This window comes from Paenibacillus sp. OK060 (assembly GCF_900101205.1).
Classification (GTDB): Bacteria; Bacillota; Bacilli; order Paenibacillales; family Paenibacillaceae; genus Paenibacillus; species Paenibacillus marchantiae.
Map to the genome: position 1 here is coordinate 420,503 of NZ_FNFR01000001.1, position 26,549 is coordinate 447,051.

29 protein-coding genes are annotated in these 26,549 nt (G+C 47.8%); 19 read left to right on the top strand and 10 right to left on the bottom strand.

Annotated elements, in window-relative coordinates; genetic code table 11:
* Positions 1-82 precede the first annotated feature (82 nt).
* From BLS14_RS01855 to BLS14_RS01870, 4 genes are all read left to right on the top strand, one after another.
* Entirely contained in the window at positions 83-1,537 is a 1,455-nt protein-coding gene (locus tag BLS14_RS01855) for a nicotinate phosphoribosyltransferase (protein ID WP_063566350.1), read from the top strand.
* 309 nt (positions 1,538-1,846) lie between these two features.
* Positions 1,847-2,494: a hypothetical protein gene (locus BLS14_RS01860; RefSeq protein WP_090805442.1), complete on the top strand. Its 648-nt coding sequence runs from the start codon at positions 1,847-1,849 to the stop codon at positions 2,492-2,494.
* A gap of 101 nt (positions 2,495-2,595) precedes the next feature.
* A complete protein-coding gene (locus tag BLS14_RS01865; protein WP_090805445.1) occupies positions 2,596-3,615 on the top strand; it encodes an acrylyl-CoA reductase family protein in 1,020 nt (339 codons plus the stop codon).
* A gap of 74 nt (positions 3,616-3,689) precedes the next feature.
* Positions 3,690-4,244, top strand: a complete 555-nt coding sequence (locus BLS14_RS01870) for a hypothetical protein (protein WP_090805448.1) — start codon at positions 3,690-3,692, stop codon at positions 4,242-4,244.
* A 41-nt stretch (positions 4,245-4,285) separates the two neighbouring features.
* On the opposite strand, the gene BLS14_RS01875 is transcribed toward BLS14_RS01870, so the two are convergent.
* The gene (locus BLS14_RS01875) at positions 4,286-4,807 is read right to left on the bottom strand and encodes a MogA/MoaB family molybdenum cofactor biosynthesis protein (RefSeq protein WP_090807431.1); all 522 of its coding nucleotides are present in this window, start codon (positions 4,805-4,807) and stop codon (positions 4,286-4,288) included.
* A gap of 166 nt (positions 4,808-4,973) precedes the next feature.
* Between BLS14_RS01875 and BLS14_RS01880 the strand changes: the two genes are divergently transcribed.
* Together BLS14_RS01880 and BLS14_RS01885 are read left to right on the top strand one after the other, a co-directional pair.
* Complete coding sequence (locus tag BLS14_RS01880) at positions 4,974-6,113, top strand: CobW family GTP-binding protein (RefSeq protein ID WP_090805451.1); 1,140 nt, start codon at positions 4,974-4,976, stop codon at positions 6,111-6,113.
* 67 nt (positions 6,114-6,180) lie between these two features.
* Positions 6,181-6,516 carry a four-helix bundle copper-binding protein gene (locus BLS14_RS01885; protein WP_063566344.1) on the top strand — a complete coding sequence of 112 codons (336 nt, stop codon included), beginning with the start codon at positions 6,181-6,183 and terminating at the stop codon, positions 6,514-6,516.
* 142 nt (positions 6,517-6,658) lie between these two features.
* On the opposite strand, the gene BLS14_RS01890 is transcribed toward BLS14_RS01885, so the two are convergent.
* Positions 6,659-7,024 carry a hypothetical protein gene (locus BLS14_RS01890; RefSeq protein WP_139295599.1) on the bottom strand — a complete coding sequence of 122 codons (366 nt, stop codon included), beginning with the start codon at positions 7,022-7,024 and terminating at the stop codon, positions 6,659-6,661.
* A 130-nt stretch (positions 7,025-7,154) separates the two neighbouring features.
* Here BLS14_RS01890 and argS point away from each other — a divergent pair, with 130 nt between their 5' ends.
* From argS to BLS14_RS01915, 5 genes are all read left to right on the top strand, one after another.
* On the top strand, positions 7,155-8,894 hold the full coding sequence (argS, locus tag BLS14_RS01895) for an arginine--tRNA ligase (RefSeq protein WP_090949146.1): 1,740 nt from the start codon (positions 7,155-7,157) through the stop codon (positions 8,892-8,894).
* Positions 8,895-8,898: 4 nt separating this feature from the next.
* The gene (locus BLS14_RS01900; RefSeq protein WP_090949148.1) at positions 8,899-9,942 is read left to right on the top strand and encodes an ATP-binding cassette domain-containing protein; all 1,044 of its coding nucleotides are present in this window, start codon (positions 8,899-8,901) and stop codon (positions 9,940-9,942) included.
* Positions 9,939-10,649 carry a hypothetical protein gene (locus tag BLS14_RS01905; protein ID WP_090949150.1) on the top strand — a complete coding sequence of 237 codons (711 nt, stop codon included), beginning with the start codon at positions 9,939-9,941 and terminating at the stop codon, positions 10,647-10,649. The genes BLS14_RS01900 and BLS14_RS01905 overlap by 4 nt, the downstream gene beginning before the upstream one ends.
* A 100-nt stretch (positions 10,650-10,749) precedes the next feature.
* Positions 10,750-11,301 carry a hypothetical protein gene (locus BLS14_RS01910; protein WP_090949152.1) on the top strand — a complete coding sequence of 184 codons (552 nt, stop codon included), beginning with the start codon at positions 10,750-10,752 and terminating at the stop codon, positions 11,299-11,301.
* Positions 11,301-11,948 carry a YdcF family protein gene (locus BLS14_RS01915; protein ID WP_090949155.1) on the top strand — a complete coding sequence of 216 codons (648 nt, stop codon included), beginning with the start codon at positions 11,301-11,303 and terminating at the stop codon, positions 11,946-11,948. Before BLS14_RS01910 ends, BLS14_RS01915 begins: the two co-directional genes overlap by 1 nt.
* A gap of 46 nt (positions 11,949-11,994) precedes the next feature.
* Here the strand turns inward: BLS14_RS01915 and BLS14_RS32425 are convergent, their stop codons facing one another.
* From BLS14_RS32425 to BLS14_RS01935, 5 genes are all read right to left on the bottom strand, one after another.
* Positions 11,995-12,168, bottom strand: coding sequence for a hypothetical protein (locus BLS14_RS32425; RefSeq protein WP_162842452.1), 174 nt, complete (start codon positions 12,166-12,168; stop codon positions 11,995-11,997).
* Between the two features lie 25 nt (positions 12,169-12,193).
* Positions 12,194-12,976 (bottom strand): DUF4097 family beta strand repeat-containing protein, encoded by a 783-nt coding sequence (locus BLS14_RS01920; protein WP_139295600.1) that lies wholly within the window; start codon positions 12,974-12,976, stop codon positions 12,194-12,196.
* Positions 12,977-12,981: 5 nt separating this feature from the next.
* Positions 12,982-13,665: a TetR/AcrR family transcriptional regulator gene (locus tag BLS14_RS01925; RefSeq protein WP_063566337.1), complete on the bottom strand. Its 684-nt coding sequence runs from the start codon at positions 13,663-13,665 to the stop codon at positions 12,982-12,984.
* Between the two features lie 330 nt (positions 13,666-13,995).
* Positions 13,996-16,086, bottom strand: a complete 2,091-nt coding sequence (locus tag BLS14_RS01930) for an ABC transporter ATP-binding protein (RefSeq protein ID WP_090949157.1) — start codon at positions 16,084-16,086, stop codon at positions 13,996-13,998.
* 12 nt (positions 16,087-16,098) lie between these two features.
* On the bottom strand, positions 16,099-17,844 hold the full coding sequence (locus tag BLS14_RS01935) for an ABC transporter ATP-binding protein (RefSeq protein ID WP_072732433.1): 1,746 nt from the start codon (positions 17,842-17,844) through the stop codon (positions 16,099-16,101).
* Positions 17,845-18,375: 531 nt separating this feature from the next.
* On the opposite strand from BLS14_RS01935, the gene BLS14_RS01940 reads away from it, so the two are divergent.
* Together BLS14_RS01940 and BLS14_RS01945 are read left to right on the top strand one after the other, a co-directional pair.
* Positions 18,376-18,672: a HesB/YadR/YfhF family protein gene (locus BLS14_RS01940; RefSeq protein WP_024630313.1), complete on the top strand. Its 297-nt coding sequence runs from the start codon at positions 18,376-18,378 to the stop codon at positions 18,670-18,672.
* A 71-nt stretch (positions 18,673-18,743) separates the two neighbouring features.
* Positions 18,744-19,193, top strand: a complete 450-nt coding sequence (locus BLS14_RS01945; protein WP_063566334.1) for an NUDIX domain-containing protein — start codon at positions 18,744-18,746, stop codon at positions 19,191-19,193.
* A 125-nt stretch (positions 19,194-19,318) separates the two neighbouring features.
* On the opposite strand, the gene BLS14_RS01950 is transcribed toward BLS14_RS01945, so the two are convergent.
* From BLS14_RS01950 to BLS14_RS01960, 3 genes are all read right to left on the bottom strand, one after another.
* Complete coding sequence (locus BLS14_RS01950) at positions 19,319-19,834, bottom strand: ADP-heptose synthase (protein WP_072732434.1); 516 nt, start codon at positions 19,832-19,834, stop codon at positions 19,319-19,321.
* 185 nt (positions 19,835-20,019) lie between these two features.
* Positions 20,020-20,463, bottom strand: coding sequence for a DUF441 domain-containing protein (locus tag BLS14_RS01955; RefSeq protein WP_024630316.1), 444 nt, complete (start codon positions 20,461-20,463; stop codon positions 20,020-20,022).
* Positions 20,464-20,468: 5 nt separating this feature from the next.
* Positions 20,469-21,467: a YpdA family putative bacillithiol disulfide reductase gene (locus BLS14_RS01960; RefSeq protein ID WP_090949159.1), complete on the bottom strand. Its 999-nt coding sequence runs from the start codon at positions 21,465-21,467 to the stop codon at positions 20,469-20,471.
* Between the two features lie 176 nt (positions 21,468-21,643).
* Between BLS14_RS01960 and BLS14_RS01965 the strand changes: the two genes are divergently transcribed.
* From BLS14_RS01965 to BLS14_RS01990, 6 genes are all read left to right on the top strand, one after another.
* Positions 21,644-22,237 (top strand): DUF2087 domain-containing protein, encoded by a 594-nt coding sequence (locus tag BLS14_RS01965; protein WP_063566331.1) that lies wholly within the window; start codon positions 21,644-21,646, stop codon positions 22,235-22,237.
* Positions 22,238-22,559: 322 nt separating this feature from the next.
* Complete coding sequence (locus BLS14_RS32980) at positions 22,560-22,691, top strand: hypothetical protein (RefSeq protein ID WP_256336116.1); 132 nt, start codon at positions 22,560-22,562, stop codon at positions 22,689-22,691.
* 29 nt (positions 22,692-22,720) lie between these two features.
* Positions 22,721-23,812 carry a ribosome small subunit-dependent GTPase A gene (rsgA, locus tag BLS14_RS01975; protein WP_256336117.1) on the top strand — a complete coding sequence of 364 codons (1,092 nt, stop codon included), beginning with the start codon at positions 22,721-22,723 and terminating at the stop codon, positions 23,810-23,812.
* 56 nt (positions 23,813-23,868) lie between these two features.
* The gene (locus BLS14_RS01980) at positions 23,869-24,207 is read left to right on the top strand and encodes a L,D-transpeptidase (RefSeq protein ID WP_063566329.1); all 339 of its coding nucleotides are present in this window, start codon (positions 23,869-23,871) and stop codon (positions 24,205-24,207) included.
* 65 nt (positions 24,208-24,272) lie between these two features.
* Positions 24,273-24,812, top strand: coding sequence for a GNAT family N-acetyltransferase (locus BLS14_RS01985; RefSeq protein ID WP_090949161.1), 540 nt, complete (start codon positions 24,273-24,275; stop codon positions 24,810-24,812).
* A gap of 167 nt (positions 24,813-24,979) precedes the next feature.
* On the top strand, positions 24,980-26,455 hold the full coding sequence (locus BLS14_RS01990) for an aldehyde dehydrogenase family protein (protein ID WP_090949163.1): 1,476 nt from the start codon (positions 24,980-24,982) through the stop codon (positions 26,453-26,455).
* Positions 26,456-26,549 lie beyond the last annotated feature (94 nt).

The window sequence follows — 26,549 nt, forward strand, 5'->3', positions numbered from 1 at the left end:
GAGCAATGAGTCTCCACATGTTGACCCGTGTCTGCAAGGCTAGACCTGCCGACACAAGCGGAAGTCAGAGAGGATGAGACAAATGCAGACGACTAGCCTGGCTTTACATACGGATAAATATCAAATCAATATGATGTACGCCCACTGGGTGAATGGAACTCACAAACGGAAAGCGGTGTTTGAAGCCTATTTCCGCAAGCTTCCTTTTGGCAACGGATATGCCGTATTTGCCGGATTGGAACGCATTGTGAATTATATCAGCCAGCTTCGGTTTACGATGGAGGACATCAAATATTTATCTAAACAAGAGGAAAATTACGATCCGGTCTTTCTGGAAGAGTTGCTCCAGTTTTCATTTCAGGGGACGATTCATTCCATGAAGGAAGGGGCGCTCGTTTTCCCTGATGAACCGCTCATTCGGGTAGAAGGCTCCATTATGGAGACACAACTGGTGGAGACGGCGATACTTAACTTCATGAATTATCAGACGTTAATTGCAACGAAGGCTTCCCGGATCAAACAGGTGGCAAGTCAGGACACGTTGCTCGAATTCGGAACACGACGTGCCCAGGAAGCGGATGCGGCCATTTGGGGGGCGCGTGCCTCGTATGTGGCAGGATTCCATGCAACGTCTAATATGCTGGCTGGAGAGCGATTTGGAATTCCGACAGCAGGGACACATGCCCATTCCTGGGTGCAGAGTTTTATGAGTGAGCAGGAGGCGTTTGACGTCTATGCCAAAGTGCTGCCAGATCAAGTGACACTGCTGGTCGATACTTTTGATACATTGAACAGTGGTGTACCCCATGCAATCAAGACCGCCAAGAAGCTGGAGAGCCAGGGCAAAAAGATGAACGCCATTCGTCTGGATAGCGGGGACCTTGCGTATCTATCCATTCAAGCTCGGCAGATGCTGGACGACGCCGGACTGGATTACGTGAAGATTGTAGCTTCCAACGATCTGGATGAAAATACAATTTTCAACCTTAAGGCGCAAGGAGCTCGCATCGATACATGGGGAGTGGGCACACAACTAATTACCGCTTCCGACCAACCTTCTTTGGGTGGCGTGTATAAATTGGTGGAGCGTGAAGTGGATGGTGCCATGCTGCCTACGATCAAAATTTCGGCCAATCCCGAAAAAGTCTCCACACCAGGTAAAAAAGAAGTCTTCCGGATCATTGATCCGAAACATGGCAAGGCGATTGCAGATTATATCTGCTATCCAGGAGAAGAGCAGCCGCTACAGGGCGGGCCGCTCAAGCTGTTCAACCCGCTACACCCTTATCTGAAAAAGACGGTAACCCGCTACGAAGCAGTAAATATGCTGGAACCGATCTTTGTGAATGGGCGCAAAGTGTATGAGCTGCCTACCCTGGATGAAATTCGAAGTTATCACCGCGAGCAGATGGATCTCTTCTGGCCGGAATATCTGCGGAAACTCAATCCTGAGATTTACCGCGTAAATATCAGCCCTGCGGCCTGGAATATGAAGCAGAAGCTCATTGCTGAGCACGTGCAATCCACCGAAGAATAAATCAAATAAAGGGGCATAACCGGAAGGACGTAGACCGGGTTATGCCTTTTTGGTTTCTTCTTTCTTGCTGATTGTCCCGCATGACGAATGGATGGTGTGTGAAACATCATGGACAGACAGTCCTTGAACTGCGGTATACTATACCTTCAACGGACGCAGGTTTACAGGGAAATGAAGCAGTTATTTCTCGGGAAAGCGCAGGAGACGTCAAATACTGCATCTTTCCGAGCTTACCTTTCGACAGGATCTGTTTCTATGGCTGTTTCAATTGCGTATCTGCCGGGGATGAATGAAAGAGGAGGTGCAACCATGAAATGGATTTTGGCACTGACCTGGCTGGCTTTCATTGCGTACGCCTGGATTTGGGTACCTGGGCAGCCTCTTGGGAGTGACCCTGTGTTTAAAGAGCTGGTCACACTGCAAAGCAAAGAACCTTGGCTACTAACGGTATTTTCGTGGCTTGGGATTTATCCGGCTATTTTCGCTTGCCTGCTGTTAAGAAGGTCAGGGAAAGCGAGAGGATCTCGTGTACCGGCGTGGCCTTTTGTGTTGCTGTCTTTTGGTTTGGGAGCCTTTGCGTTGCTGCCTTATTTTGCGTGGTCCTCGCAAACACACAGAGGTTCGGGATACGAACGCCTCTCCTTTGGTAGTAAGCGTGAATCGGGTATTGGACGTGTGGCAGCTCATAAGCTGACCCATGTGGTTCTGCTGCTGCTTACATTGGGCACAGGCTTCTATGCAGTGACTCAAGGCAATCCTGATGTATACATGGAAGCGTTCAGGGAGTCTTCCTTTGTACATATTATGACAATTGATTTCGTCATCCTAACTTTGCTTTCCGTGATCGCATTGTTCAGGGATGCTTTTAACAATCGTCGTTCTCGCGGGTGGGCAGTTGCAGGGGTGATCCCATTGATAGGTCCGCTCATTTATTTGATGACCAGCCGGAGAGATTGAGTTCGACGGATGTCGCCCTTATACTTGTTTAAATTGAATGCGAACAATTCATGATATGAATAGAAAAATAAGTAAATTTATAACTGAGGAGAGGATAACGAATGAAGAATACTTTTCCTGCCTATGTCGTGCGTAAAGAAGAACAGGGTGGCGTGAAGGCTGCTATGGAGCAGCTGACGAAAGAGGACTTGCCTAATGGTGACGTAACCCTACAGGTTCAATACTCAAGCGTCAATTTTAAAGATGGTCTCGCCACAACTGAAAAGGGCGGTGTGGTTCGCGAATATCCGATCGTACCGGGGATCGATCTTGCAGGGATTGTAGAGGAATCCGTGAGCGGTCGGTTTGCACCGGGGGATCGGGTGATCAGCACAGGCTTCGAACCGGGCGTTTCTCATTTTGGAGGGTACAGTCAATATGCGCGTCTGCGCAGCGAATGGCTTGTTCCTCTGCCGCATGGACTCAGTGAGAAGGAAGCGATGGCAATTGGAACGGCAGGGTTCACTGCGGCACTTTCGGTAGATGCTTTGTTGCGGGCTGGAGTGACTCCGGAGATGGGCAATATTCTTGTGACCGGAGCAACCGGAGGAGTAGGGAGTATGGCAGTAGCTATTCTGGCGAAGCTGGGATTTGAAGTGACAGCAAGTACAGGCAAAAAAGATCAACAGGAGCAGCTGCTTCGGAATCTGGGTGCCTCACATGTCATTTCACGCGAAGAAGCGGACGCGTCAGCCAAGGGAGCAATGGGCAAACAGCTCTGGGCAGGTGTTATTGATCCTGCAGCAGGTCCTGCACTGGCCGAACGTCTGAAACAGATTCAATACGGAGGCGCTGTCGCCGTATCAGGCTTAACCGGAGGGGCTGCGTTCGAGTCCACCGTATTTCCGTTTATTTTGCGGGGGATTCAATTGATTGGGATTGATTCAGTCTATTGCCCGATGGAACGGCGGGAACGGATATGGAAGCTGCTTGGCGGAGAATGGAAGCCGGATCGGGCGCTGGAGCTAGGGATTCAGGAAATCTCATGGGTACAACTGCCTCAGACACTCGAAACGATCCTCAAGGGAGGTGCTGTAGGTCGTACGGTAGTTAATACGATGTCCGATACGCCTGCCGAATAAGATCCTTTTCTCCTAGACATGCTAACTCTACCTGAGAGCGTCACCGTGCATGTGGCGGGAAAGGAAGGATGAGTATGCGTGTTAACGGAAAAGGATTGCATTATAGATCTGGGCGTGTAAAGTCTGGGCTGGTTAGTATGGTCGTGGTGCTATGTACAATATCGGTAGTAGCGTGTTCAGCATCGAATGTGGAGCAGGAACGGAAAATATATACCCGACAAGCGACAGATGAAGGAAATGTTCGGGCAAAGAGTCAGGGTCACGGGTTAAATGGTCCATTAATTCAGGAGCTGGATGAAGCTTTTGCTGCAAAAGGCATAAAGTTAATGAATAATATGTCCGCTGATGATGGTGAGGACGGAATCTCTTATATGTACCTGCTGAATGGAAGTGGCAGACATATTGTAAAGGTCCAAATTTTCAGTGATGCCCCTACAAGAGTAGCCCGGATGAACGAAATGTACGGTAATGATGGCGATGAGGCTGTGATGGAAAATGTACTTGGCAAAACAACGATTCGCAGCAAAGACTACGTGTCACTGGTCTATACGGCTTCAGGTGGAGAAAAGGACGATTATGAAGAAGACGTCATGCAGATATTCCAGCATGTGCTTGAGCAACTGAAGTAATCGACTCCACTAAAATAAATCTGATAAACCCGTCTGATTATTCAGACGGGTTTATATATTTCACGCATGACATGCCTCAGTTCAGGCAAAATGAGTTTTTCCATTGCCAGTTTGACAGCTCCCTTGGAGCCCGGCATGGAGAATACGGCCGTACGCCCAATCGTACCGGCTACGGCCCGGCTAAGAATGGCAGCAGAACCGATATCCTCGGTATAGCTGAGGAAGCGGAAGATTTCTCCAAACCCCGACAGCTCCTTATCGAGTAGTGAAGACACTGCCTCGTATGTTGTATCTCGGGGTGCAATTCCGGTCCCACCGCTGAGCAGCACGGCTTCGATATCGTCACGAACGGCTGCATCCTGCAGGATGCTTCGAATGGTTTCAGTTTCATCCGGTGTAATGATATATTCGACGATCTGGTAGCCTGAATCGGTCAGCAACTTATGCATAAGTTGTCCGCTTGTATCAGTGTCCTTGGTACGGGTATCTGAAACGGTTACAATCATACAGGATACCGTGTCAGGGGCTTCCTGACGATGTTGTTCCACTGAATTGGTCATAATACATCCTCCTCCAATCAACATGTTCTCATAGCATAGACCATTCAGTAGAATGAGGCAATGGACTTGCGAATAGAAGGCCAGGATTGCGCAAAGATTGCAGGATAGTGTACACTCGCTAGGATAGAGATAGACCAGTACCATTGGATAAATTGAGAGGTGAACAACGATGAGTGAATTAAAAACAAATGAATCATCCATACCAGTATATATATTGTCAGGCTTCTTGGGCAGTGGCAAAACGACACTGCTTGTTCAACTGATTGAACATTGGCAGCAACAAGGTCTCCGGCCCGCCGTTGTCATGAATGAACTGGGTGAAGTGAATCTGGATGGTCAGATTGTTGATGCTTCCGTGCCCATGACGGAAATGTTGGGAGGATGCATTTGCTGTACCGTGCGCGGTGACTTGGGGCTGCAACTTGCTGATCTTGTGCAGGAGGAATCGCCTGATGTCATTATCATCGAAGCAACAGGAGCAGCCAACCCGATGGAGATTCTGGATGCAGTAACGGAAACATCCCTCTATATGCGACTTGAACTGAGAAGCCTAATTACTGTAGTAGATGCCGCGCATCTGTCAGGGCTGTACCAGGAGCAGAAGGGACAAACCTTCAAGCTGATGCAGGAGCAGATTCGCTGTGCGTCTGTACTTCTCCTGAATAAAACGGATCGGGTGAATCAGCAGCAGTTGGCAGATCTGCGGGACCTGTTGGCCCGCTGGAACGGTTTTGCTCCGGTACTGCCTACGGTGAAGTGTGAAGTTGATATGGATGTGCTGCTCCGCAGTGGAGACAATGTGCATGCTTATCAATCTGTTGAGGAAACTAGTAAAAACGCGGAGAAGGAACATCACGTGCATTCTGAGGCTTGTGCAGAGCATGGATGCAGCCAGGATCATGGACATGAACATCATGAGCATGTGGATCATGATCACGAAGGACATCAACATTCTCATGGGAATGTCCATGCACATCCTCATGACCACAACCTTAGTCATAGTCATCCCCATGCTTCGCATGAGCATGTTATGGTGTATACACACTATTTCACCCAGCCGGTGAACAGTGAGGCTTTTGAGCGCTTGATAGCTGAGTTACCACGCGACGTGTACCGGGCAAAAGGGATTTTATCTTTTAGCGATACGTCCAGTCGGTTCTGGTTCCAATATGCTTACCGGGAATCGGATTATATGAAGATCACACCTCAAGGGGATGTGCCTAATGTCGCTGTGTTTATAGGTGAACATTTCGATCAGTCGGTTATTCGCAACCAATTGCTGGAATTAGAGGCGGCAAATCAGGTTTAATGATTCAAGGTTCCTCCAGACGGGGTATTAAGAAGCATAGCAAACTTAGTCTGGGAGGTAACTTTAAATGACACAACAACAATATCAACAATGTATCGATGCTTGCCTGGAGTGTATGAATGCTTGCAATGTATGTTACATATCGAGTCTGAAAGAATATGATCTGGCGATGCTGCGTGATTGCATTCGTTTGGATCGGGAATGTGCAGAGATCTGCAATTTTGCTGCTCAATCCATGACACGCGGAAGTGATTTCATCGCCGAAATTTGCGAACTATGTGTGAAAGCATGTGAAGCTTGTGCTGCTGAGTGTGGCAAACATCAACATGATCACTGCCAGGCTTGCGCAGAAGCTTGCCGCAAATGTGCGGAGGCTTGCCGCATGATGGCCGCGGTTGCGTAAATATAACTCCATTGAATTAAATTGGGTTAAAAATAAAAAGCCTGAGTAATGTGCCAGATGCCAGGCTAATCCCCTCACAGAAGACAACGTAATAAGACATCCGATAAGATGTACTTCAACGTTGTCTGCTGGAGGGGATTTTTTATGGATACAGCATAGTAACGTTCTTCTCCACCAGATGGGGTGAACCTCTATCGCCAGCAGGCTCTCCATTGGGGAATGCATGTAACAGGTTGCCAAAGCAGAGCTTGATCTGTATAATGATGGCAATGAATTGAAACGATGAATATCCGTGATCGGGAGAGTAGCCAGAATCCATGCATAACAGCGAGCCGGGGCAGGTGGAAGCCGGTATGACATGACCTGAGTGAAGCGCACCCGTGAGATGGTTGTCCGAAGGCATGTTTGCATCCTTGAGAGGGTGCAGAGCATGGACTAGAGGGCAATCCGGCAGGCGACCGTTAATCGCAACGAGCGGAGCACGTTGTGAATGTACTAAGATGTACATTTGCTGCAGGCTCACCTAGAGTGGTACCGCGGGAACTGTGAAGATCAGCTCTCGTCTCTGATATAGAGACGAGGGCTTTTTTTGTTTTCTATAGCATGGCTAAATACGATAATGATTAGGAGTGTTCAACATGTTGATGAATCAGGCAGCAGCACAACTTGCTCCGTTAACGGGATTGAAGCAAGATGAGGTGTTGAGATTACTGGAGGTTCCACCACAGGCGGAGATGGGAGATGCGGCGTTTCCCTGCTTTATTCTGGCCAAGTCGTTGAAAAAAGCACCCGCGGTTATCGCCGCTGATATCGCAGCCGAATTACAGACCGTTGGGCTGGATGCTTCGCCAGCAGGACCCTATGTAAACATACGTTTCAATCGGGAAGATCTGGCGCCGAAGCTGCTGCAAGAACTGGGACATAAAACATTTGGCAAGTTGCAGCTGGGGGCAGGTGCACGCGTCGTGATCGACATGTCGTCGCCTAACATTGCCAAGCCGTTCGGAATCGGTCATCTGCGCTCCACCGTGATTGGGGCAGCATTGTATCGGTTATATAACGAGGCAGGCTATACTTCGGTCAGTGTGAATCATCTGGGGGATTGGGGAACGCAATTCGGCAAGCAGATTGCAGCCTACAAACGTTGGGGTAATAATGAAGCGCTACAGGCTGCGCCAATTCGTACCTCATTGGAGCTGTATGTGCGTTTTCACGATGAGGCGGAGAATGATCCATCTTTGGAAATCGAGGCACGAGATTGGTTCCGCAAGCTGGAGCAAGGGGATGAAGAGGCGCAGCGGTTATGGACCTTTTTTGTAGAAGTGAGCATGAAAGAATTCAATCGGATGTATGAGCGTCTGAATGTACAGTTTGACCATACGCTGGGTGAGAGCTTTTATAACGACAAGATGGGTGCAATAGTTGAAGAACTGAAAGCAAAAGGATTGCTCGAAGAGAGCGAAGGCGCATTGGTGGTACGTTTGGAGGAGGAGAATATGCCACCTTGCCTGATTATCAAAACCGATGGAACAACCATCTATCCAACACGGGATTTGGCAACAGCCGTTTATCGTCATGATGTGATGAAGGCAGATAAAATGCTGTATGTAGTCGGGGGAGAGCAGAAGCTTCATTTCCGTCAGGTCTTTGCGGTATTATCCCGGATGGGGTATGCATGGTCTGAGATTTGTGAACATATTCCGTTTGGCTTGATGCGTTTCGAAGGACGGAAGATGTCTACCCGCCGGGGAAAAGTCGTCTTTTTGCAGGAGGTATTGGATGAGGCGGTTGCTCGGGCATTACAGATTATTCAGGAGAAAAATCCGAATCTGCCGAACTCGCAGGAGGTTGCGGAAGCGGTTGGTGTAGGTGCGATTGTATTCGGAGATCTGCGCAATAACCGGTTGAACGACGTCGATTTCTCGCTCGAAGATGCGGTGAGCTTTGAAGGCGAGACAGGACCTTATGTGCAATACACACATGCCCGGATTAACAGTGTGCTTGCGAAGGCAGCAGAGGCGGGGCGTGTGGAAAATGAAAATCAATTAGAGAATGTTCCTAGCAGTGTTAGTAACAATGCTGCGGCCAACACTCAGAATAAGCCGGTCATGATCGGTGACACTTCATGGGCATTGCTGAAACTGCTGGCGGATTATCCGCGGTATCTGGAAAAAGCAATTCATCGCAACGAGCCTTCGGTCATTGCCAAGTATGCGATAGATGTTGCCCAAGCGTTCAACCGCTTTTACCATGCGGAACGAATTGCGGATGCGCCGGCTGACGTCAAACCCTTCCGGGTGGCGTTAACAGAGCGTACGGCGGAGCGTCTTGCCTACAGCCTATATTTACTGGGCGTTCAGGCCCCTGAACGGATGTGACTCTATGGGATGGAGGACAAGTAGATTATTCGATAAAGCAGGAAAAGCAACAGCAGACTTAAACGGACGAATCATATCGCTACAACAGGTGAGCAAACGACTTGGGGATGTGCAGGTATTGAATGATATCAATCTGGAAGTAGGTCAGGGGGAGTGCATCGTCCTGGTGGGCAGGAATGGCTCAGGCAAAAGCTCGTTGCTGCGTGTGCTGGCGGGTATGTTACTGCCTGACTCAGGCTCGCTGCGCAAGCCCAGGCATGGACGGATTATGTATGCACTGGATGGACTGCCACGCCTGCCCTTCACCCCAAGAGAGTATCTGTGGGAAATGGGACGTATTCGAGGCATGCGCCCTGAAATATTGCGACAACGGATAGGCGAATTGAGTGAGCTGTTATTCGTGGGCACGGCGCTGGATCAGAACCTGCCTCAGTTATCCAAAGGTACTTTGCAGAAGGTGAATTTGATTCAGGCTTTGCTGCCTGGACCTGATGGGTTATTGCTGCTTGATGAACCATTGTCCGGTCTGGACGTTCCGGCACAGGAAGCAATTGTAGCTTTGCTCAGACAGTGGAAAAAGGAAGGAAGCCAGATCGTTACAGCTTGCCATGAGCCATTGCTGATAGAACGTCTCGCAGATCAGGTCATCGTGTTACAGAAGGGAACGGTGCTGCGTCGCTGGAGTCAGGAAGATTTGCAGCAAGCTGGTGAGCCCGCTGTGAGTATCCAAAGTGTGATGGAAGGGCTGGAACAATCCGTTATCAAATCGCTGCTTGTTGATCAACCGGGAATCATTGCATGCCATCGCTGCATGGTTCGTCAGGATTATGGTCGAGAAGTATGGGATTGGAAGGTGTCTCGCAGTTCGGCAGATCGGATTATTGGAATGATTCTGGCAGCTGGCGGTTCCATTGTGTCTGTACAGCCGGAAGAGAGCCGATTAAATATGGAAGGATTGATGGAGGGGCGGCACCCGGGTGAGGTTATAAGCAGGGAAGTTGCTGAGAACCTTTCCTCCATATCTACGGCAGGAGGCGACCTCCAATGATCTACTTGACTCGTTATTTGTTAAAACATTACATACGTTCACAGAAATATGTTGCGCCGGTGATCTTTTATATCATTACGATGCTGCTTATCTATTCCTACAAACCTAATCCGGTTGCGGACAGTTATAGCGTTACGGCCATGCTGCTCTTTTTTGGTGCGGCCTGGCTGGGCTTGACGGTATTGAATACGGAACCTGCGGGGCAGTATCAATTGCTTGTTCTGCATGCAGGTAGCAAACGCAAGGTTGTCTTCGCACAATTAATTTGTGCGTTGACCATGCAGTTCGGCCTGACTGCAATTACCGTGTTATATCCGGTTGTTACGGGCATGTTTGGGAGGCTACCGAGTACTGGAGAGTGGATCATGGCTTGGGCCGGACATTTGGCGTTGTCGCTCTTGGGGCTGGGGCTCAGTGTTTTCTTCCAAAAATCATACATTCCCATGCTGAGCCGCAGCATGCCTCCTTTCATTGTGATGATGTTATTATCGTTTGTCCAAGGTTCATTAAGCGGACGTTTGCCTGAATCCATACAGTGGGTTGTCAAGATTCTGCCTCCGTCATTTTATTTAGTGCGTGAGATGATGTTATTTGAAGAATCGAAGTTGGGGGCTGTTGTTCTGACAACAGTGTGGGCTATACTCTTTGCCATAGTTCTACTCATCATTCATATATGGTTATCGGGAAGAAGGGATATACGGAGTTAGAGGCTATTATTCCACTTAACTTGAATGTTGCTCCATGTTTCGTTACCATAGAGGGACGTTAGAATGGAATGTATTGTACGGAGATAAAGGGGGCTCGCTTATGCAAAAGACAGACATGCAGCATGGTGACATGCTGGACAGCGAACACTCCAGAGAATTGTTTGCATATTATGGATTGGCTGTATATTATGGACAGGCGCTTGAACAGCAACTGGTCAATCTAATTTTATTAATGAAAATGTCCCAGGGCAAAGTTGTTTCCGAAGAAGATCTGGAAGATCTGTACGAACGGAAGATGAGCAGTTCACTCGGACAACTCATTCATGAGGTGCGTCATCATTTTACTTTTTCGGAGGAAGAGACTCGTCAGTTGAATGAACTATGGAAGCAGCGTAATAGCATTGTACATCACTATTTTAAGGAACGAATTCATGAGACATTCAGTCCTGAAGGACGATCACGTATGATCAAGGAGCTGGAAGATTTCAAAGACCGTGCACAGGAACTGGAGATTAGTCTTCAGCAGTACACAGGTGCCTGGATTGAAGAGCTGGGGCTGGATGCTGAATCCGCGGCAGCGCTGCAGACACTCGAACGAATGCATGCAGAGAGCATGCACGCCCGGGCACTGGAAGAGGATGAATCATTGTGATGGAAGGCAAGTCCCGGATACGTAAACTAAAAAGCAGACACTGGCTTGTAATCTCCATTGCATCGCTAGTACTGATAGGAGTCATATGGACAATAACTACAGCATCGCTCATCTGGGCCTACACCGATGAGGAATCATCCAGACAGAGTGATGCAGCCATTATCCTTGGTGCAGCCGTAGAAGGGGACAACCCATCACCCGTATTTCGCGAACGTATTGAGCATGCCATTTTATTATATCGCCAGGGGACGATCAGCCATCTGCTCTTTACTGGTGGTTCTGGCAGTGCAGGAGAGCGTGCCGAAGCCGAAGTAGGACGAGATTATGCTGTTGCACATGGTGTAGATCCGGCAGATATTCAAATGGAGACGGAGTCGAGAATTACGGAGGAGAATCTGGTCAACTCGCTTAGCGTAGGAGAAGAGGCAGGGTTTCGCACCTACACCATTGTAAGTGACCCGCTACATATGAAACGGGCGATGAAGCTCGCTAGCGGACTCGGCATGGATGCCGTCCCGTCCCCAACACGAACGACGGCTTACCAGACCTGGCGCAGCCAATTTCCTTTTCTGGCAAGAGAAACAATATTATATATGGGATATATGGTCAAAGGATGGATAGACAATCCGCAGCAGCACGGAAAGTGACTGGTCTGCGCGATTGTCTTTTTTTGCTCATGTTGATGCGGCGTTTCTATGTTCCGGGATAATTAATCGCTGCACTAACCAGTGCAGCCACCCCAAAACCGATGAACCACCAAGGCCAGCGCCGATGATTGTTTTTACGTATACCGATGAACAAACTGATGATCCCCGCAAGTAATACCACGGTAGCCAAGCTGCTGCCAACAATCCAGCCGATGCTCATATGTTTACCTCCTCTATATGGAATGTTAAGAAGAGCTCCCTATGGTGAGCTTCCCACCTCTGACCTCTGCTTGAAATGGATAAATACCGTTACGATACGTATGTTGATTATGATTGGATTGAAGCGGGAGGTCACTGCTGAATCGGCCCCCAGCCTGCTTGAAGTCTAACTTGAATCCATCGTTATCTGCTGGGATTCGCACTTCAACGTTACAACCTGTGGAGCGGCTATCCAGAGATTGAAGCATCGTTGAGGAGTGAATAGTGAGTTGGCTGCCTGCCACTTTGGATTGAATATGGGTGAACTGACCGGATAACTGAACAGGTGAAGAAGTGGATTGCAGTTGCATATGTTCGGCATGGAGGTCTGTTGCTGTCACCCGACTGCCCACGGATCGTAGACGGATATGCTGGGCATGGCCAGTTAAGATGAGCTTGCCGGATGTACAGTCACAATCCCATTGTTCCGAAGAAACGTTATCTACAAGAAAGTGAGAACCAACTCCGTTGATCGATAGCCTTTTCAAGACCGCAGGCGGCAGTACAATGTGGAGCGATGTGCGGCGAAAGTTAATGCCCAGCGGAAAAGCTTGTTTTCGTCCATCGATCAGATGTAATAAACCGTGGCTGACGTTAGCTTCAAAACATCGAGTTCTTGGAAAACGAGCGGAGCCCCATTGAGTAACACGAATAACCGCTTCTGTACCTTGGCTGATATGCACTTCGCCTTGCATCCATTCCAGAGAAAGGGCGAGAAGGGGTTCTTCGGACAACCATTCCTTGCAAATCATATGTCTATTAGGTTTCAAAATGGTTATCCCTCATTTCTGTCATCCTCTTCATCCAGAATAGGATAAGCGCCCATCGCAGCATGTTGGTCTAGAATACGTTCAATTAGCGATTCACTCACAATATCGGCACCAAGCATGTTCATCAACCGCTGTAAAAAATAAAGACGTTGCTTCGTTTCGGTCGAATTGCGGTCAAACAGTGTTGGATTAATCCATATATTGACCAGCATCATGAATACTTCTGCACAAGCTTCGGGATCTTCGGTATGGATAGATCCATCTGTAATGCCTTCACGCAAAATTGCTGCAATCACCGGTGCATCGATTCGCACGGCTTGTTGAATCCCTCGTACAATGAACACTGGATTTTTGATCTGGGCTCGAAGTACGCGATCCAAGGAATGAGCCTGTTGATCAGAGACGACATGCTCCAAAATCTGAACTAACTTGTCTCGTGCTGGGGTGGTCGTTGTATTTGTAACTAAGTGATCCAGCATTTGAGCCGTATAGTTGAACTGTTGCTCCATGACCGCCTCCAGTATTTCCTCTTTGGATCTAAAGTGATGATACACAGCTCCCTTGGACATGCCTAGGGTAACAATGATGTCCTGGATACTCGTCTTTTCAAATCCTTTATCTGTGAACAACTGCGCAGCGACGTTCAGAATCTGCTGTACCGTCTGCTCAGGGTGCTTGTTTCTGGCCATAATAACCTCCTTATATTTTAGATACCGACCGTTGGTATGTATAATACAGAGAGATGTTTCCATTGTCAATAAGAGGAAATCAGAAGGAGTGAATACACGAAGGAAGTTTATATCGATCAAATCTTGAGTTTAATGAGAAAAGGTAAGATCAAGAAAAGATAAATAAGAGCGGAGAACAGTAAAGTGGGACCAGAGTAAAGTAGATTGAGCAACCAACATTCTTTCGGATTTTGGGTTATGGACAAAATAAAACCGATCTGCCGCAGACCAAGAGGTCCGCGGGCATATCGGTTGGTTGTTGAAGTATATTTACATTAATTCCCGTTTTACTTACACGCCGCCTCCAGCAAAGGAAGAAGTGGTTCGAATAGCCTCGCCCAGTGGGTTGTTTCCATTCGTATCCGGTGCGGCTTGAGCACCTTGCTGTAGCTGATACATCTGATAATAGCGACCTTTAAGTTCCATTAATTCATCATGAGCACCTTGTTCAACGATCCGTCCGCGATGCAGAACCAGAATCTGGTCTGCTGAACGAATGGTGGACAGACGGTGGGCAATGATGAAAGTGGTCCGTCCTTTTTTGAGGACTTCGAGTGCATTTTGAATCAATGCTTCCGTTTCCGTATCAATGTTCGCCGTAGCTTCATCGAGAATCAGGATGGCTGGATCGAATGCCAGTGCACGAGCAAAGGAGATCAATTGCCGTTGTCCGGCAGATAATGTACTTCCTTTTTCGATAACCGGCTCGTCGAATCCTTGCGGAAGATGGGCGAGAATTCGCTCTGCACCTACATCGCGCAGCGCCTGTTCAATCTGTGCACGAGTAATCTGTTCATCTCCGAGACTGACATTGGAAGCAACGGTACCCGTGAACAGGTATGGATCTTGCAGTACAATGCCCATGTGTTCGCGAATCCACTGTTTAGGAAGATCCTTGACGTTCTGACCGTCGATCGTGATCTTGCCTTTCTGTGGATCATAGAACCGGAACAGCAGGTTGATGATCGAGCTTTTACCGGAACCGGTATGGCCCACTAGGGCGACCGTTTGACCTTGTGATGCTTTGAACGAGATGTTATTCAGAACATAATCTTTTTTATAAGCAAAGGATACATCGTCAAACACGACATTTCCTTTGTATCTCGGCATTGAGCCATCGGTTACCGGTTCACCTTTCTCATCCATCAGTTCAAATACACGTCCGGCCGATACCATAGAGGAGTCCAGGTTCGCGAGTTGGTTCACCATACCTGTAATTGGCTGGAACAAACGTCCGAGAACGTCAACGAATGCATACAGCACACCCAGTGAGATGATACTCGTACCGTCCAGCACACTGGAACCGAAGTACCACAGAACAACTGCAAAAGCGATATTCCGCAGGACGTTAACTAGGTTGTGTGAGGTGAAAGCGTTCAGGTTAAGCATTTTATTCTGGTGTTTCATATAATCATCATTCAGATCCTCGAACTCCTGCTTGGTCTGTTTCTGATGACGGAATACCCGGATAATGGACATCCCTTGAATGGACTCGTTAATAATCGCATTAATCTCGCTCAGACGTGAACGAATAATCGTATTGTAACGAGTGGCGATTTTACGATAAAGCACAATCCACAGAACCAGCATCGGCACAACGAACAGCGAGATCAATCCGAGGCGGAAATCCAGCAGGAAAAGCGCAATGTACACCCCAGTAATCGTAATGATGCCTGAGAAAAAGTTCGAAAGAACCGCAACGAACAGATCCTTGACGGCTTCGGTATCGTTGGTAACCCGAGAGACCACTTTACCTGCGGGCAGGTTATCGAAAAAGTGTACCGGCAATCGCTGGATATGTGCATACACATCGTTACGAAGTCTTTGGATGACTTTGTTGGCAGATGATTGCAGCCAGTATGTTTTACCAAACTCCATAATGACTGAGATAACAAGGAAGATCATGTAATACACAATCAGTTGATAGATGCTTGGCATTTCCGGTTTGTAAAAGGCATAGAGTTCACCAGCGGATAAAGGCACCGCCGCATATTGACCCGTCACTTCGCCTGCGCGTGTAACTGTCAGTGTTCCGTCCGCGTAGGTTCGATCTCCATCGGGGGCACTTACGGATTCATTCACAAAATAAAAACTTCTACCGGCTTGCAGTACGCGTACCTCGGTACCTTTCGTTTCATCCGGTTCAAACCGGCCTTCACGTTTGTAGTTCTTTCCATTGTAGACCGCCGCTTCGCTTGAAGCTGTAGTCTCATAGAAAGGTTGCTCAATAGCGAGCAAATGATTGTCGATCATGGACTTGGCGATGAAAGGGCCGGCAAGTTCAGCCGCAACTCCAATCGTAAGCATAATTAAAGCGGCAATAAACGTACCTTTGGCTTTTAGGGCGTATTGAAGCAGCCGTTTGCCTGTATTAGACTTCAAAGCGTTGACCTCCTACGTGGACAAATTAGACTCCACCTGCTGCCGTTCATACTGTTCACGGTACCAGCCGTTCATAGCAAGCAGTTCCTGATGGGTTCCTTCTTCCGTTATTTTCCCTTGCTCCAGTACGATGATTCGGTCAGCGTGTTCAATAGCGGACAGGCGGTGAGTCGAGATCAGCGTTGTTTTGCTCGAGCGTTTATTTCGTATATTTTCAATGATTTTAGCTTCAGTTCGTGCATCGACGGCAGATAGAGCATCGTCCAAAATCAAAATGTCTGGATCGGCGATAAAGGCACGCGCCAGCGATACACGCTGTTTCTGTCCACCGGACAGCGCAATTCCTTTTTCACCAACGAGTGTGTCCAGACCATCGGATAAAGTGCCCAGATCTCCGTCAAAGGCTGCGGTGCGAATCGCTTCCATAATCACATTATCATCAGCACCCGGCTTGCCGAATTGAATGTTCTGACGGACTGATTTGGAGAACAGCACCTGTTCTTGCGGAACATATCCAATCCAGCTGTGCAGGTCATCTTTGGCGATATCCTGAATCGGATGACCGGAGATGCTTAACTTACCAGATCCAGCCGGGTATTCATGAAGCAATTGTTTGAGCAAGGTGGACTTGCCGCTACCTGTACGTCCCACGATCCCCAGTGTCTGCCCACGTCGAAGTGAAAAGCTGACATGACTGAGATTATCGATGGTAGAACTAGGATAACGGAAGGTAACATCCTGCATAGCGATCTCTTCCGGATTAGTAATATGAGCAGGTTGCTCAACATCTTTCACGGCAGGTTCTACAGATAGCGTCTCGTTAACCCGATCGAGTGAGGCACTACCACGCTGCATCAGGTTAATCAATTCGCCAATCGCAAACATTGGCCAGATCATCATCCCCAGGTACATATTGAACGATACGAGATCCCCTAGGGTAATTTCATTATGAAAAACAAGATAAATGCCGTAGGCAAGTGCAATCACATAACTGAGTCCAACACATAACCGGATGGTAGGTTCGAACAGTGCATCCATCTTGGCAACGGCCAGATTTTTGCGGTACACATCTTCAGTGACATCAGCGAACCTTTTCTCATCCAGACGTTCCTGAACATAGGCACGCACGACTCGAATGCCGGCAATAGACTCAAGCACCTGATCGTTCATATCCCCGAATGCATCCTGTGCCAATGTGTATCGTTGATGGACGGCTTTACCATAGATCATCATGGCGATGGCTATAAAAGGCAGAGGCAGAATTGCGGCTAGGGTCAGTTTCCAGCTAACCAGAAAACCCATGGCGAATAATACGGTTGCCAGAAAAGCAGTGGAGTCTGTTAACGTCAGCATGCCGAAGCCTGCTGTGGTAGCAATGGAACGAAGATCATTTGTGGCACGCGCCATCAGATCGCCGGTTCTGTTTTTCTCAAAAAAGGGCGGGGTCATTCGCAGCAAATGGTCCATAAAGCGTGACCGCAGCAAGCGTTCAACCAGATTGGCACCGCCAAACAGTTTGTGCATCCATATGTACGTTGTCAGATAAATAATGATGACCGATCCTAGAATAAGTAAAATGTAACGTGTAAGTGAGGCGCCGGTGATGGAACCGCGTACAATCTCGTCAATGGCATTGCCCAGAAGACGAGGTGGCAGCAGTTCGATGATGCCCACCATAATAAGCAAGGTGACACCAATGAGGTATCGTTTGCGCTCCAGCCGGAAAAACCAGGCTAGATTTTTAAGTACAGAGAACAAGTGGTATCCCTTCCTTTCAAGTTCGTGAAATGCATGTTCCGTTCATGTTTAGCCATTTGAGCCCACAAAAAAAGACATACCGCACGCAGGCGGTATGTCTTGGGTATCATTCATACGGCAGCATGGCTCCGAGAGCAGAGCCACCACCGTAGATAAAGTTCGATTGTGAGAGTGCAAAACAGCAAACCTGATTAGAGGCTTCTGTGATGCGGTCTTATGAACGGAATAACGATTTCATGGGTGCTCCGGTATTTAGTTGTATGCTGAATTGATGTAGATCGTCATTGTTAAACACCGTAACCACCCTTTCTTTTTTGGTAATAAATTGCATGTAGATCTCGTATGTTTGCATCTTAACACCGACTTTTACAATCTGTCAAACGTTTTTCAAAAACAGAAGATGCTGCGCATTATGATGGAATTATGACAAGTGAATGAACTTTTTTTGCGTATTTGGGGTGGTTGAGGTTTGTAATCAGGCCATTGTAGCGATATGATGGAACATATATATAGAGAAGGAGCTGACACCAAATGAGTACCATACATGTATCTGACCGCGCTGCTCGCTGGTATAAGGAAGAACTGAATTTGAACGAAGGAGACAGCATTCGCTTCTTCGCCCGTTATAGCTCCGGCGGAGGTCTTCATCCAGGCTTCTCCCTCGGAATCGCCGTGGAGGAACCGAGACATCCTGCTGATCAAACGAAGGTATCGGGTATCCAATTCTTTATGGAAGATCATGATTACTGGTATCTGAAGGGTCATCAACTACATGTAGATGTCGTTGAAGAAGGACAGGATATCGAATATCGCTACACCGAGATTTAACGTAATATCTCTGCGTATATAGAATGGCTCATCACCGGTCGCACCGATTTTCGAACAGGAGGAGATACGACATGAATCCGCCAGCCCGAGATTTGGCCCAGTATATCGCGAATCGCTCTCATATTGTTGTTAAGGCGGCGGTTCGGGCCGAGAATGAACAAGGTGAATTATTGCTGATCCAGCATGCTGAACACGGACATTGGCGTATTCCTGCGGGACAGATGCGCCCGGGAGAAGCCATTGAGGACACCGCGCACAGGGAACTGTGGGAAGAGACGGGGTGGACCACCAATCATATGACACTTGAAGGTTTGCATTCCGGTCCGAATCTGAGACATTTGCATGCCAGTGGGGATGAAGAATATTTTGTCATTGCCATGTTCAGGGCACAAATTGTTCAGGATTCGCTCGTAGAATCCCGAGTAAATAGCGAAGCAGGGCTGAAGTTTTTTGATCTCAAATCATTGCCCAGGCTGAATGATCTTAGCCGCTTACTGCTCAGGTTTTCCGAAATAGAATAAACACAACAAAGAAGACGCCTTTCCTGAAGGGAAGGCGTCTTCTTTGTTGTGGCAATCAGTAATCTATGGCCTAATATCCATGATTACGATGATCATTCTTGTGAAACAGCAGGCCCCGGTCCTAACTAGACTTGATCAAGCGGTTCTTCATCATCCATCGCAAAATCAAAGTCGTCAATATCAAAGACCTGCACAAGAGATGCCGATTCAATAATACGTGCGATCAATTCGACCTGATCGGTAAGTATGGGGGTATCCAAACGCTGTGAAGTGAGAAGCAGTTCAGTCTCAATGGGATCAAAATATTCACCATATTGTGCGGTATCAACCGCATTAATGATGGCGATGGAGACCTGATCACCAAACAGAATGGACGGACTCTTAGCCCAGGGAATAGCCAGGGCGCGCTCTATTTTTTTCTTATTCAACGGTTCTTCAAAATAAGAAATCATTTCGTTAATCTTGGATTTCACATGCTGGTCATCCGCCGGATTATCCATCAAAGGGTCAGGGCTGGTCTGAAATTCATATAACTCAAGGATGGTGGTGTAAGGAACAATATATTCAACAGGCGCCGGCGGCGCGAGTAATTGACCGTAAATAGCCACCATCACGGCTTCTGTTACAAACTGACGTGACATGGTTCCTGAATCCTCCTGCGGCCATTAATAGTTGCGAGGTGAATCAATTTTCTTTTTGTATGAAGGATCATCAAATTGATTTCTCTGCTATGGACTTGAGTGCTTGAATTGCATGAATAGAAGTATATCATACAACGATGGGAAAAACAGCCAGTCAGCAGAAGGATGTCAAGTCCCAACTTTTATCATGATTTTCCGAGCAGTAAGGATAAAATTCCTGCTGCAATCAGGGGACCGACCGGTACACCCTTGAACAAGGCAACCCCAAGCACCGTACCAATAAGCAGCCCGGCAACGACGGTAGGCTGTGTACTCATCAGCGTAGCTCCTCGTCCGCCCAGATGAGCGACAAGTAATCCTACACCGATGGCGAGCAGCGACTTCCAGTGCAGAAAAGACTCTCCAATCGTCTGCAAACTGATCTTGCCGCTGGCGAGAGGTGCCATAACACCAATGGTCAGGATGATGATACCGATCGTAAGTCCATACTTTTCCAGCCACGGAAAAGCCTGATTAAGGTTCAGCACCCGCAGCAACAACAGAAATACCATGGCTACGGTTACGGGTGTATTACTGCTGATAATACCTAGCGCGGCAAACACGAGCAACAGCAGTGAGGTCATATCCATCGATTTCATTCCCCTTCGGTCTGCCCGCGATGACGACCTACAATATGTTCTGCAATATATCTTCCATGCCAGCGTCCGGATTCAATAAACACTTCATTGGCATTGCGGCCTGATGCAATTACTCCACCAACGTATATGCCTGGTACGCTGCTCTCCATTGTCTGTGGGTCATATACGGGTTTATCCATATCCTCAGACATCTCCACACCTACGGAAGAAAGCAACTTGCGGTCAGGGCGGAATCCGGTCAAGGCCAACACAAAGTCGTTGTCGAGTTCACTTGTGGATCCATCAGAATGCAGCAAACGAATGGAATCGTCCAAAATTTCATTTACACGTGAGCCAAGGTGCAGTGAGATTTTTCCTTTTTGCACCATGCTTTCGAACAATGGACGAACCCAGGGTTTAATATGTTCCGAAACACCGCTCCCACGATAAACCATGTCAATATGTGCACCGACACGAACCAGTTCCATGGCAGCATCGACAGCTGAATTACTGCCTCCAATAATGGCGACACGTGTACGTGTGTAAGGATGAGCTTCACGGAAATAATGAGTGACTTTATCTTTGTCTTCTCCGGGAATGCCAAGATAGTTAGGATAGTCAAAATAACCTGTAGCAACAACGACATTTCGTCCTTCATGAACGATTGTCTGCCCACGCCGATTGACCGTATGTATCTCGAACGTGCCATCGTCTTTGCGTTTGATTTCTTGGGCTTCCTCATAGTTATGAACACGCAGGCCGAAATGTTCGGCTACCTTGCGATAATAGGCGAGTGCCTCGTAACGAAATGGTTTGTCGTTCGGTGTGCTGAACGGAACATTCCCGATCTCAAGCAATTCCGCTGTACTGAAAAACTGCATATGGGTTGGATACAGATAAATAGATTGGACGATATTGTACTTCTCAACAATTACAGCGGACAGTCCCAGCCGCTCGCATTCAATGGCAGCAGATAGACCGCATGGGCCTCCGCCGATAATAATGACATCTTCCATGTTCTTAATCCTCCTTATTTCAAGCACTATAATCCTACCGTAAATATGGGTTTAATGCCAGTTCAAGAAGGATACGGACGTAAAGAATTGATCTTGATCCTGGGGAATTGACTTAGAAGAGGAAAAAGACTAGTATCAAATTAGATGATTATCTAAACGAAAGCGAGTTGAACGAAATGCAACTGGAGAAGATTGTGGCTTACCATAAAGCCCTGGCTGATCCGACCCGACTTCGGATGCTGCTGCTGTTATCCCAGGGAGAACTGCATGGTCAAGCGCTTGCCGAGAAGCTTAACTTGTCTCAGCCAACCGTTACGCATCATGCATCCAAGCTAAGAGAAGCGGCGCTAATCAAGGAACGCAGAGAGAAAAATACGGTGTTTTTCTCACTCAACCCCTATTTTATCCGGGAGCACGCGCAGGCTTCAGTTGATTTTATTTTTAGACAAGAGGAGGTTGCCGATATGAGTGATGTGAATGAGACGCTGAAGGCATCGGTGATGCGGAATTTCTTCTCGAAGGATGGACGATTGCGTCAGATCCCGGCTCAATACAAGAAAAAGCTGATTGTACTGGGTCATTTGGTAGAGCAGCTTGAATTCGGACGGAAATATACGGAGAAAGAGATTAATGCATTCATTCAAAACTATCATGAGGATTTTGCCACTATTCGTCGGGAGTTTATCATGCACCAGTTCATGTACCGGGAAGATGGGATCTATGAACTGAATCCGAAGGAAATGTGGACACGGTGGGATCAAGTAAATTAAGTGAAAAATAATTAGACTTGACAAAAGCGGTTGAAGCTGTGTAACATGATGGATAATTCTACAAGGGAGGCGATGTTAAATGACAAATCTAATGGCAGTATACGTTAATTTGAATATGAACAGCGTCTCCGGAACGGATCAATGCATGTAATTTTACGGCAGTTGGGCAGTATTGTTCGCAATATTGTCCATATGTACGTAACACAGAATAACATGCACAGATGAAGCCACGGGTGACGTACCCGTGGCTTTTTTGTATGCCGAAAATGGGTTGTTTCTGGATAACGAGTATCGGATTGTCGTAATGATGCGTCCGATATGAATGCCATACAAACAATCATCCATTCGGCTAACTTCTTATTGCCGCGGGTGCAGTGCTGCTCGTGGCTTATTTGGTTTTGATGCCGGAACGGAGCGTTCACTGTTGATTGTTGTCAATGTCAATGAAGGATAACACACCATTTATCGGGAGGAATTTTTATTTTGAATAACACGATGGAGAAATACGGCTGGTCTGCAAAGTGGCAGGAGTTGTGGCAGCAGACGGGTATGGAAGAACAATTAAGAAAACCAGCAAGAATTATTGTGGATCATGGGCAATTGCTTCGCCTGATTACGGCTGAGGGAGAATGCTGGGGACGGGTATCCGGTCGGATGCGTCATGATCATGAGGAGACGGGCATTGTACCAGCCGTTGGGGATTGGGTCGCTGTTACAGGGCAAGCTGGAGAAGAAGCCATCATTCACAGCATTGTGCCACGTCAGAGCAGGGTATCCAGACAAGCCGCTGGTCCAGTGACCAAAGAGCAATTGATTGCGGCGAATGTGGATACATTGCTGATTGTTGCCGCTCTTAATCATGATTTTAATCTGAGACGGCTCGAAAGATACATTATGATGGCCTGGAATGGTGGAGTCAGACCAGTCATCATTCTAAGCAAAAGTGATCTGAGCGAGAATGTGGAAGAACAAATTTCGCTGGTGGAAGGCATTGCTCCGGGGATTGAAGTGTTGGCGATATCGGCTGTTCAGGACCAGGGCAAATCTTTACTTGAAAAATTTCTGTCTCCAGGCACAACTGTTGCCTTGACGGGTTCTTCCGGTAGTGGCAAGTCTACTCTGGTCAACTGGATGATGGGCGAGAGTGTACAGCTCACGCAGGCCGTTCGTGAGGACGACAGCCGTGGACGACATACGACCACTCATCGGGAAATATTTGTACTGCCGCAGGGAGCGGTATTGATTGACACGCCGGGAATGCGTGAACTCAATCTGTGGGATGAAGGTCAGGATGGTTTGTCACATGCCTTTGGTGAAATTGAGCAGCTTGCAACGGAATGCAGGTTTCAGGATTGCACGCATACCCGGGAAGCCGGTTGCGCCGTGAAAGAGGCTATTCAGGAAGGTTCATTGGATGAAAAAAGGCTGGGCAACTACTTGAAAATGCAAAAGGAACTGAAGTTTCAGCAGCGCAAGGAAGAGGCCGCATCCAAACGACGGACTGCTTCAAGCAAACCCGTCAGTTCCCGCAAACCGAAACATGTCCGCAGTACAAAAGACTGGGAAGAGGCCTGAGGCCTGGTGGGCATCCCTCTGTATCCTGCATAGGATAGGTAAGGAGGGATGTCATCATGCCAGATTACAGCATCATCGTAGACCTGTCGGATCACATGTTATATCTTTTGGATGGCCCGCAGGTGGTTAAGGGTTATCCTGTCGCTATAGGCAAGATACTCACGCAGACGCCTAATGGCGTGTTTACGATTATTAACAAACAAGAGAACCCAGGGGGACCATTTGGCGTTCTTTGGATGGGGTTGTCGGCGCCGCATTATGGGATTCATGGAACCAATGATCCTTCGTCCATTGGTAAGTCCGTTTCTCATGGATGCATACGCATGTATAACTCGGATGTGTTGGATCTGTCTTCCAAAGTGTCAGTGGGCACACAAGTAACGATCCGGCCCTAGGGCCGGATTTATCCAAAGAAGGGGTTCTAAAGTCACGGCGTGGCCGAGAGAAAGGGAGTAATAACATGCGAATCAGACCAGCGCGTGAAGGGGATGCGGAAGCCGTAGCCCATGTACATACAGAGAGTTGGAAGACGACATATCGAGGGATCGTGCCGGATGATTTTTTGGACAATCTGACTACGGAATCAAGGTTGTCCCAATGGGAACGAAATATCCGTTCTGGCGAAAAGGATCAGATTCTGGTGGTAGCTGAACAGGAAGATGGGAACATTGTCGGATTCGCCTGCGGTGGAAAGGAACGTGAAGGCAAATTGCCTTACGATGCTGAGTTGTATGCTATTTATTTACTGAAAGAAGTGCAACAAACGGGTATAGGTCAGCAACTGGCGAGACACGTCGTTCGTTATCTCCATTCCCTGGACATGAGGAACTTGTTGATCTGGGCACTGGAGCAAAATTCAGCCTGTCGTTTCTATGAAAAAATGGGCGGAATCCCTGTCCAAACACAGTATATCCGGATTGGCGGACAAGATCTGTTAGAGGTTGCTTATGGTTGGGAGGACTTGACTCTTTTTGGAGAAAAGACGGTTCCCGGTAGTTGAATAAATGCAAATTTGGCTGAATGTGTTGGGCATTGAGGAGCATTTTCCCGTCAGAGGATGAAAGGATTCAGCTATTTTTCACGTTTGCGCAATCCTTAACAAGGTTAATGAACTACTACACTGCTTTGAGGTGAGACATTCAATCTTGTTTGGGAGGCGTTATTCAGATGACTTTAATGGAGACAGAACATACAACATGGACGAAACAATTTATTAATGGCGAATGGGTAGAAGGCTCCGGCGAGAAAATAGTGGAAAATAAAAATCCGTACACGGGAGAGGTCATCGCAACCTGGCGATCCTCGAACAAGGAAGATATAGATCAGGCATATGAGGCGGCCCGAAAGAGCTCGGTGGAATGGAAGAAATCCCTGCCGGCGGTAAAAGAGGGTGTGCTTCGCAAAGTTTCGGCTTTAATGGTAGAGCGCAAAGAAGAAATTATAAAATTGCTGATTACGGAATCCGGGAGCACACGCATCAAAGCCGAGGCGGAGTTTGCTTCTGCGAAACGGATTGTGGATGAAGCTGCTTCGTTCCCTTACCGGATGAAGGGGGAGATTCTACCTTCAAACACACCAGGGAAAGAGAATCGTGTTGTGCGGGAGCCCAAGGGAGTTATCGGCGTTATCGGTCCTTGGAATTTTCCTTTGCACCTGTGTCTGCGTTCCGTAGCTCCGGCTATTGCTTTGGGTAATGGAGTCGTTATTAAGCCTGCGTCTGATACGCCGATTACAGCTGGTTGGCTTATTGCTGATCTATTCGAGCAGGCTGAATTGCCTGAAGGTGTACTGAATGTGGTTGCTGGGAGCGGGAGTGAGATTGGGGATTATTTTGTAGCACATCCGGTAGCCAAAGTCATTTCCTTTACAGGCTCCACAGAGGTGGGGCAGGGCATCGGCAAACTGGCGGGTGAGCATCTGAAAGAAACTGCGCTTGAACTTGGCGGCAACAATGCGATGGTTGTCCTGGAAGATGCGGATATCGAACGTGCTGCAGAGTCTGCGGTGTTCGGTAAATTCCTGCATCAGGGGCAGATCTGTATGGCACTTAATCGTATTATTGTGCATGCTGATATTTACGATAAGTTTGTGGAGTCCTTTGTTAACAAAACGAAAAAAATTCAGGCTGGTGATCCTGCTGATGCCCAAACGCTGGTAGGTCCGCTCATTCGTGAGAAGGAAGTGGAGCGCCTGCTGGACTTGATTAAGAGAGCCGAGGCAGAAGGTACAAGATTGCTGCTGGGTGGCACTAGCAAAGGCAATGTGCTGGAGCCCACCGTGCTCGCGGATGTGAAACCAGAGCAGCATATTGTGCAACAGGAACTGTTTGGACCTGTCGCGGTATTAATGAAAGCGCAGGATGAGCAGGAGGCCGTGCGTTTGGCGAATGATACGCCTTATGGATTGAGCGGTTCCGTATTCACCGGAAATCTGGAAAGAGGGTATCAAGTTGCCCAGCAGATTGAATCGGGCATGGTGCATGTAAATGATCAATCCGTGAACGATGAGGCTCATGTGATGTTTGGTGGTGAGAAATCATCGGGTATTGGTCGTTTCGGTGGCGATTGGGCTATTGAAAAGTTCACGCGGACACGCTGGATCAGCATTCAGCATCAATATCGGGATTATCCGGGAGTGCAATAGTTCGACAGTGAACATGGATTAGAAAATACTTTATTTTATAATCAGATAGGGTTCGGGAAAGAGTGACAAAGATTGCGCAGAGTCCGCCTCATGC

Excerpts from the sequence above, each read along its gene's own strand:
- BLS14_RS32980 (WP_256336116.1), top strand. The coding sequence starts at position 22,560 with ATGCCATACAAACAATCATCCATTCGGCTAACTTCTTATTGCCGCGGG.
- BLS14_RS01860 (WP_090805442.1), top strand. The coding sequence starts at position 1,847 with ATGAAATGGATTTTGGCACTGACCTGGCTGGCTTTCATTGCGTACGCC.
- BLS14_RS01855 (WP_063566350.1), top strand. The coding sequence starts at position 83 with ATGCAGACGACTAGCCTGGCTTTACATACGGATAAATATCAAATCAAT.
- BLS14_RS01945 (WP_063566334.1), top strand. The coding sequence starts at position 18,744 with ATGAATCCGCCAGCCCGAGATTTGGCCCAGTATATCGCGAATCGCTCT.
- BLS14_RS01905 (WP_090949150.1), top strand. The coding sequence starts at position 9,939 with ATGATCTACTTGACTCGTTATTTGTTAAAACATTACATACGTTCACAG.
- BLS14_RS01955 (WP_024630316.1), bottom strand. The coding sequence starts at position 20,463 with ATGGATATGACCTCACTGCTGTTGCTCGTGTTTGCCGCGCTAGGTATT.
- BLS14_RS01985 (WP_090949161.1), top strand. The coding sequence starts at position 24,273 with ATGCGAATCAGACCAGCGCGTGAAGGGGATGCGGAAGCCGTAGCCCAT.
- BLS14_RS01885 (WP_063566344.1), top strand. The coding sequence starts at position 6,181 with ATGACACAACAACAATATCAACAATGTATCGATGCTTGCCTGGAGTGT.
- BLS14_RS01890 (WP_139295599.1), bottom strand. The coding sequence starts at position 7,024 with ATGTACATCTTAGTACATTCACAACGTGCTCCGCTCGTTGCGATTAAC.
- BLS14_RS01880 (WP_090805451.1), top strand. The coding sequence starts at position 4,974 with ATGAGTGAATTAAAAACAAATGAATCATCCATACCAGTATATATATTG.
- BLS14_RS01950 (WP_072732434.1), bottom strand. The coding sequence starts at position 19,834 with ATGTCACGTCAGTTTGTAACAGAAGCCGTGATGGTGGCTATTTACGGT.
- BLS14_RS01965 (WP_063566331.1), top strand. The coding sequence starts at position 21,644 with ATGCAACTGGAGAAGATTGTGGCTTACCATAAAGCCCTGGCTGATCCG.
- BLS14_RS01990 (WP_090949163.1), top strand. The coding sequence starts at position 24,980 with ATGACTTTAATGGAGACAGAACATACAACATGGACGAAACAATTTATT.
- BLS14_RS01925 (WP_063566337.1), bottom strand. The coding sequence starts at position 13,665 with ATGGCCAGAAACAAGCACCCTGAGCAGACGGTACAGCAGATTCTGAAC.
- BLS14_RS32425 (WP_162842452.1), bottom strand. The coding sequence starts at position 12,168 with ATGAGCATCGGCTGGATTGTTGGCAGCAGCTTGGCTACCGTGGTATTA.
- BLS14_RS01870 (WP_090805448.1), top strand. The coding sequence starts at position 3,690 with ATGCGTGTTAACGGAAAAGGATTGCATTATAGATCTGGGCGTGTAAAG.
- BLS14_RS01960 (WP_090949159.1), bottom strand. The coding sequence starts at position 21,467 with ATGGAAGATGTCATTATTATCGGCGGAGGCCCATGCGGTCTATCTGCT.
- BLS14_RS01910 (WP_090949152.1), top strand. The coding sequence starts at position 10,750 with ATGCAAAAGACAGACATGCAGCATGGTGACATGCTGGACAGCGAACAC.
- BLS14_RS01915 (WP_090949155.1), top strand. The coding sequence starts at position 11,301 with ATGGAAGGCAAGTCCCGGATACGTAAACTAAAAAGCAGACACTGGCTT.
- BLS14_RS01865 (WP_090805445.1), top strand. The coding sequence starts at position 2,596 with ATGAAGAATACTTTTCCTGCCTATGTCGTGCGTAAAGAAGAACAGGGT.
- BLS14_RS01980 (WP_063566329.1), top strand. The coding sequence starts at position 23,869 with ATGCCAGATTACAGCATCATCGTAGACCTGTCGGATCACATGTTATAT.
- argS (WP_090949146.1), top strand. The coding sequence starts at position 7,155 with ATGTTGATGAATCAGGCAGCAGCACAACTTGCTCCGTTAACGGGATTG.
- BLS14_RS01900 (WP_090949148.1), top strand. The coding sequence starts at position 8,899 with ATGGGATGGAGGACAAGTAGATTATTCGATAAAGCAGGAAAAGCAACA.
- BLS14_RS01940 (WP_024630313.1), top strand. The coding sequence starts at position 18,376 with ATGAGTACCATACATGTATCTGACCGCGCTGCTCGCTGGTATAAGGAA.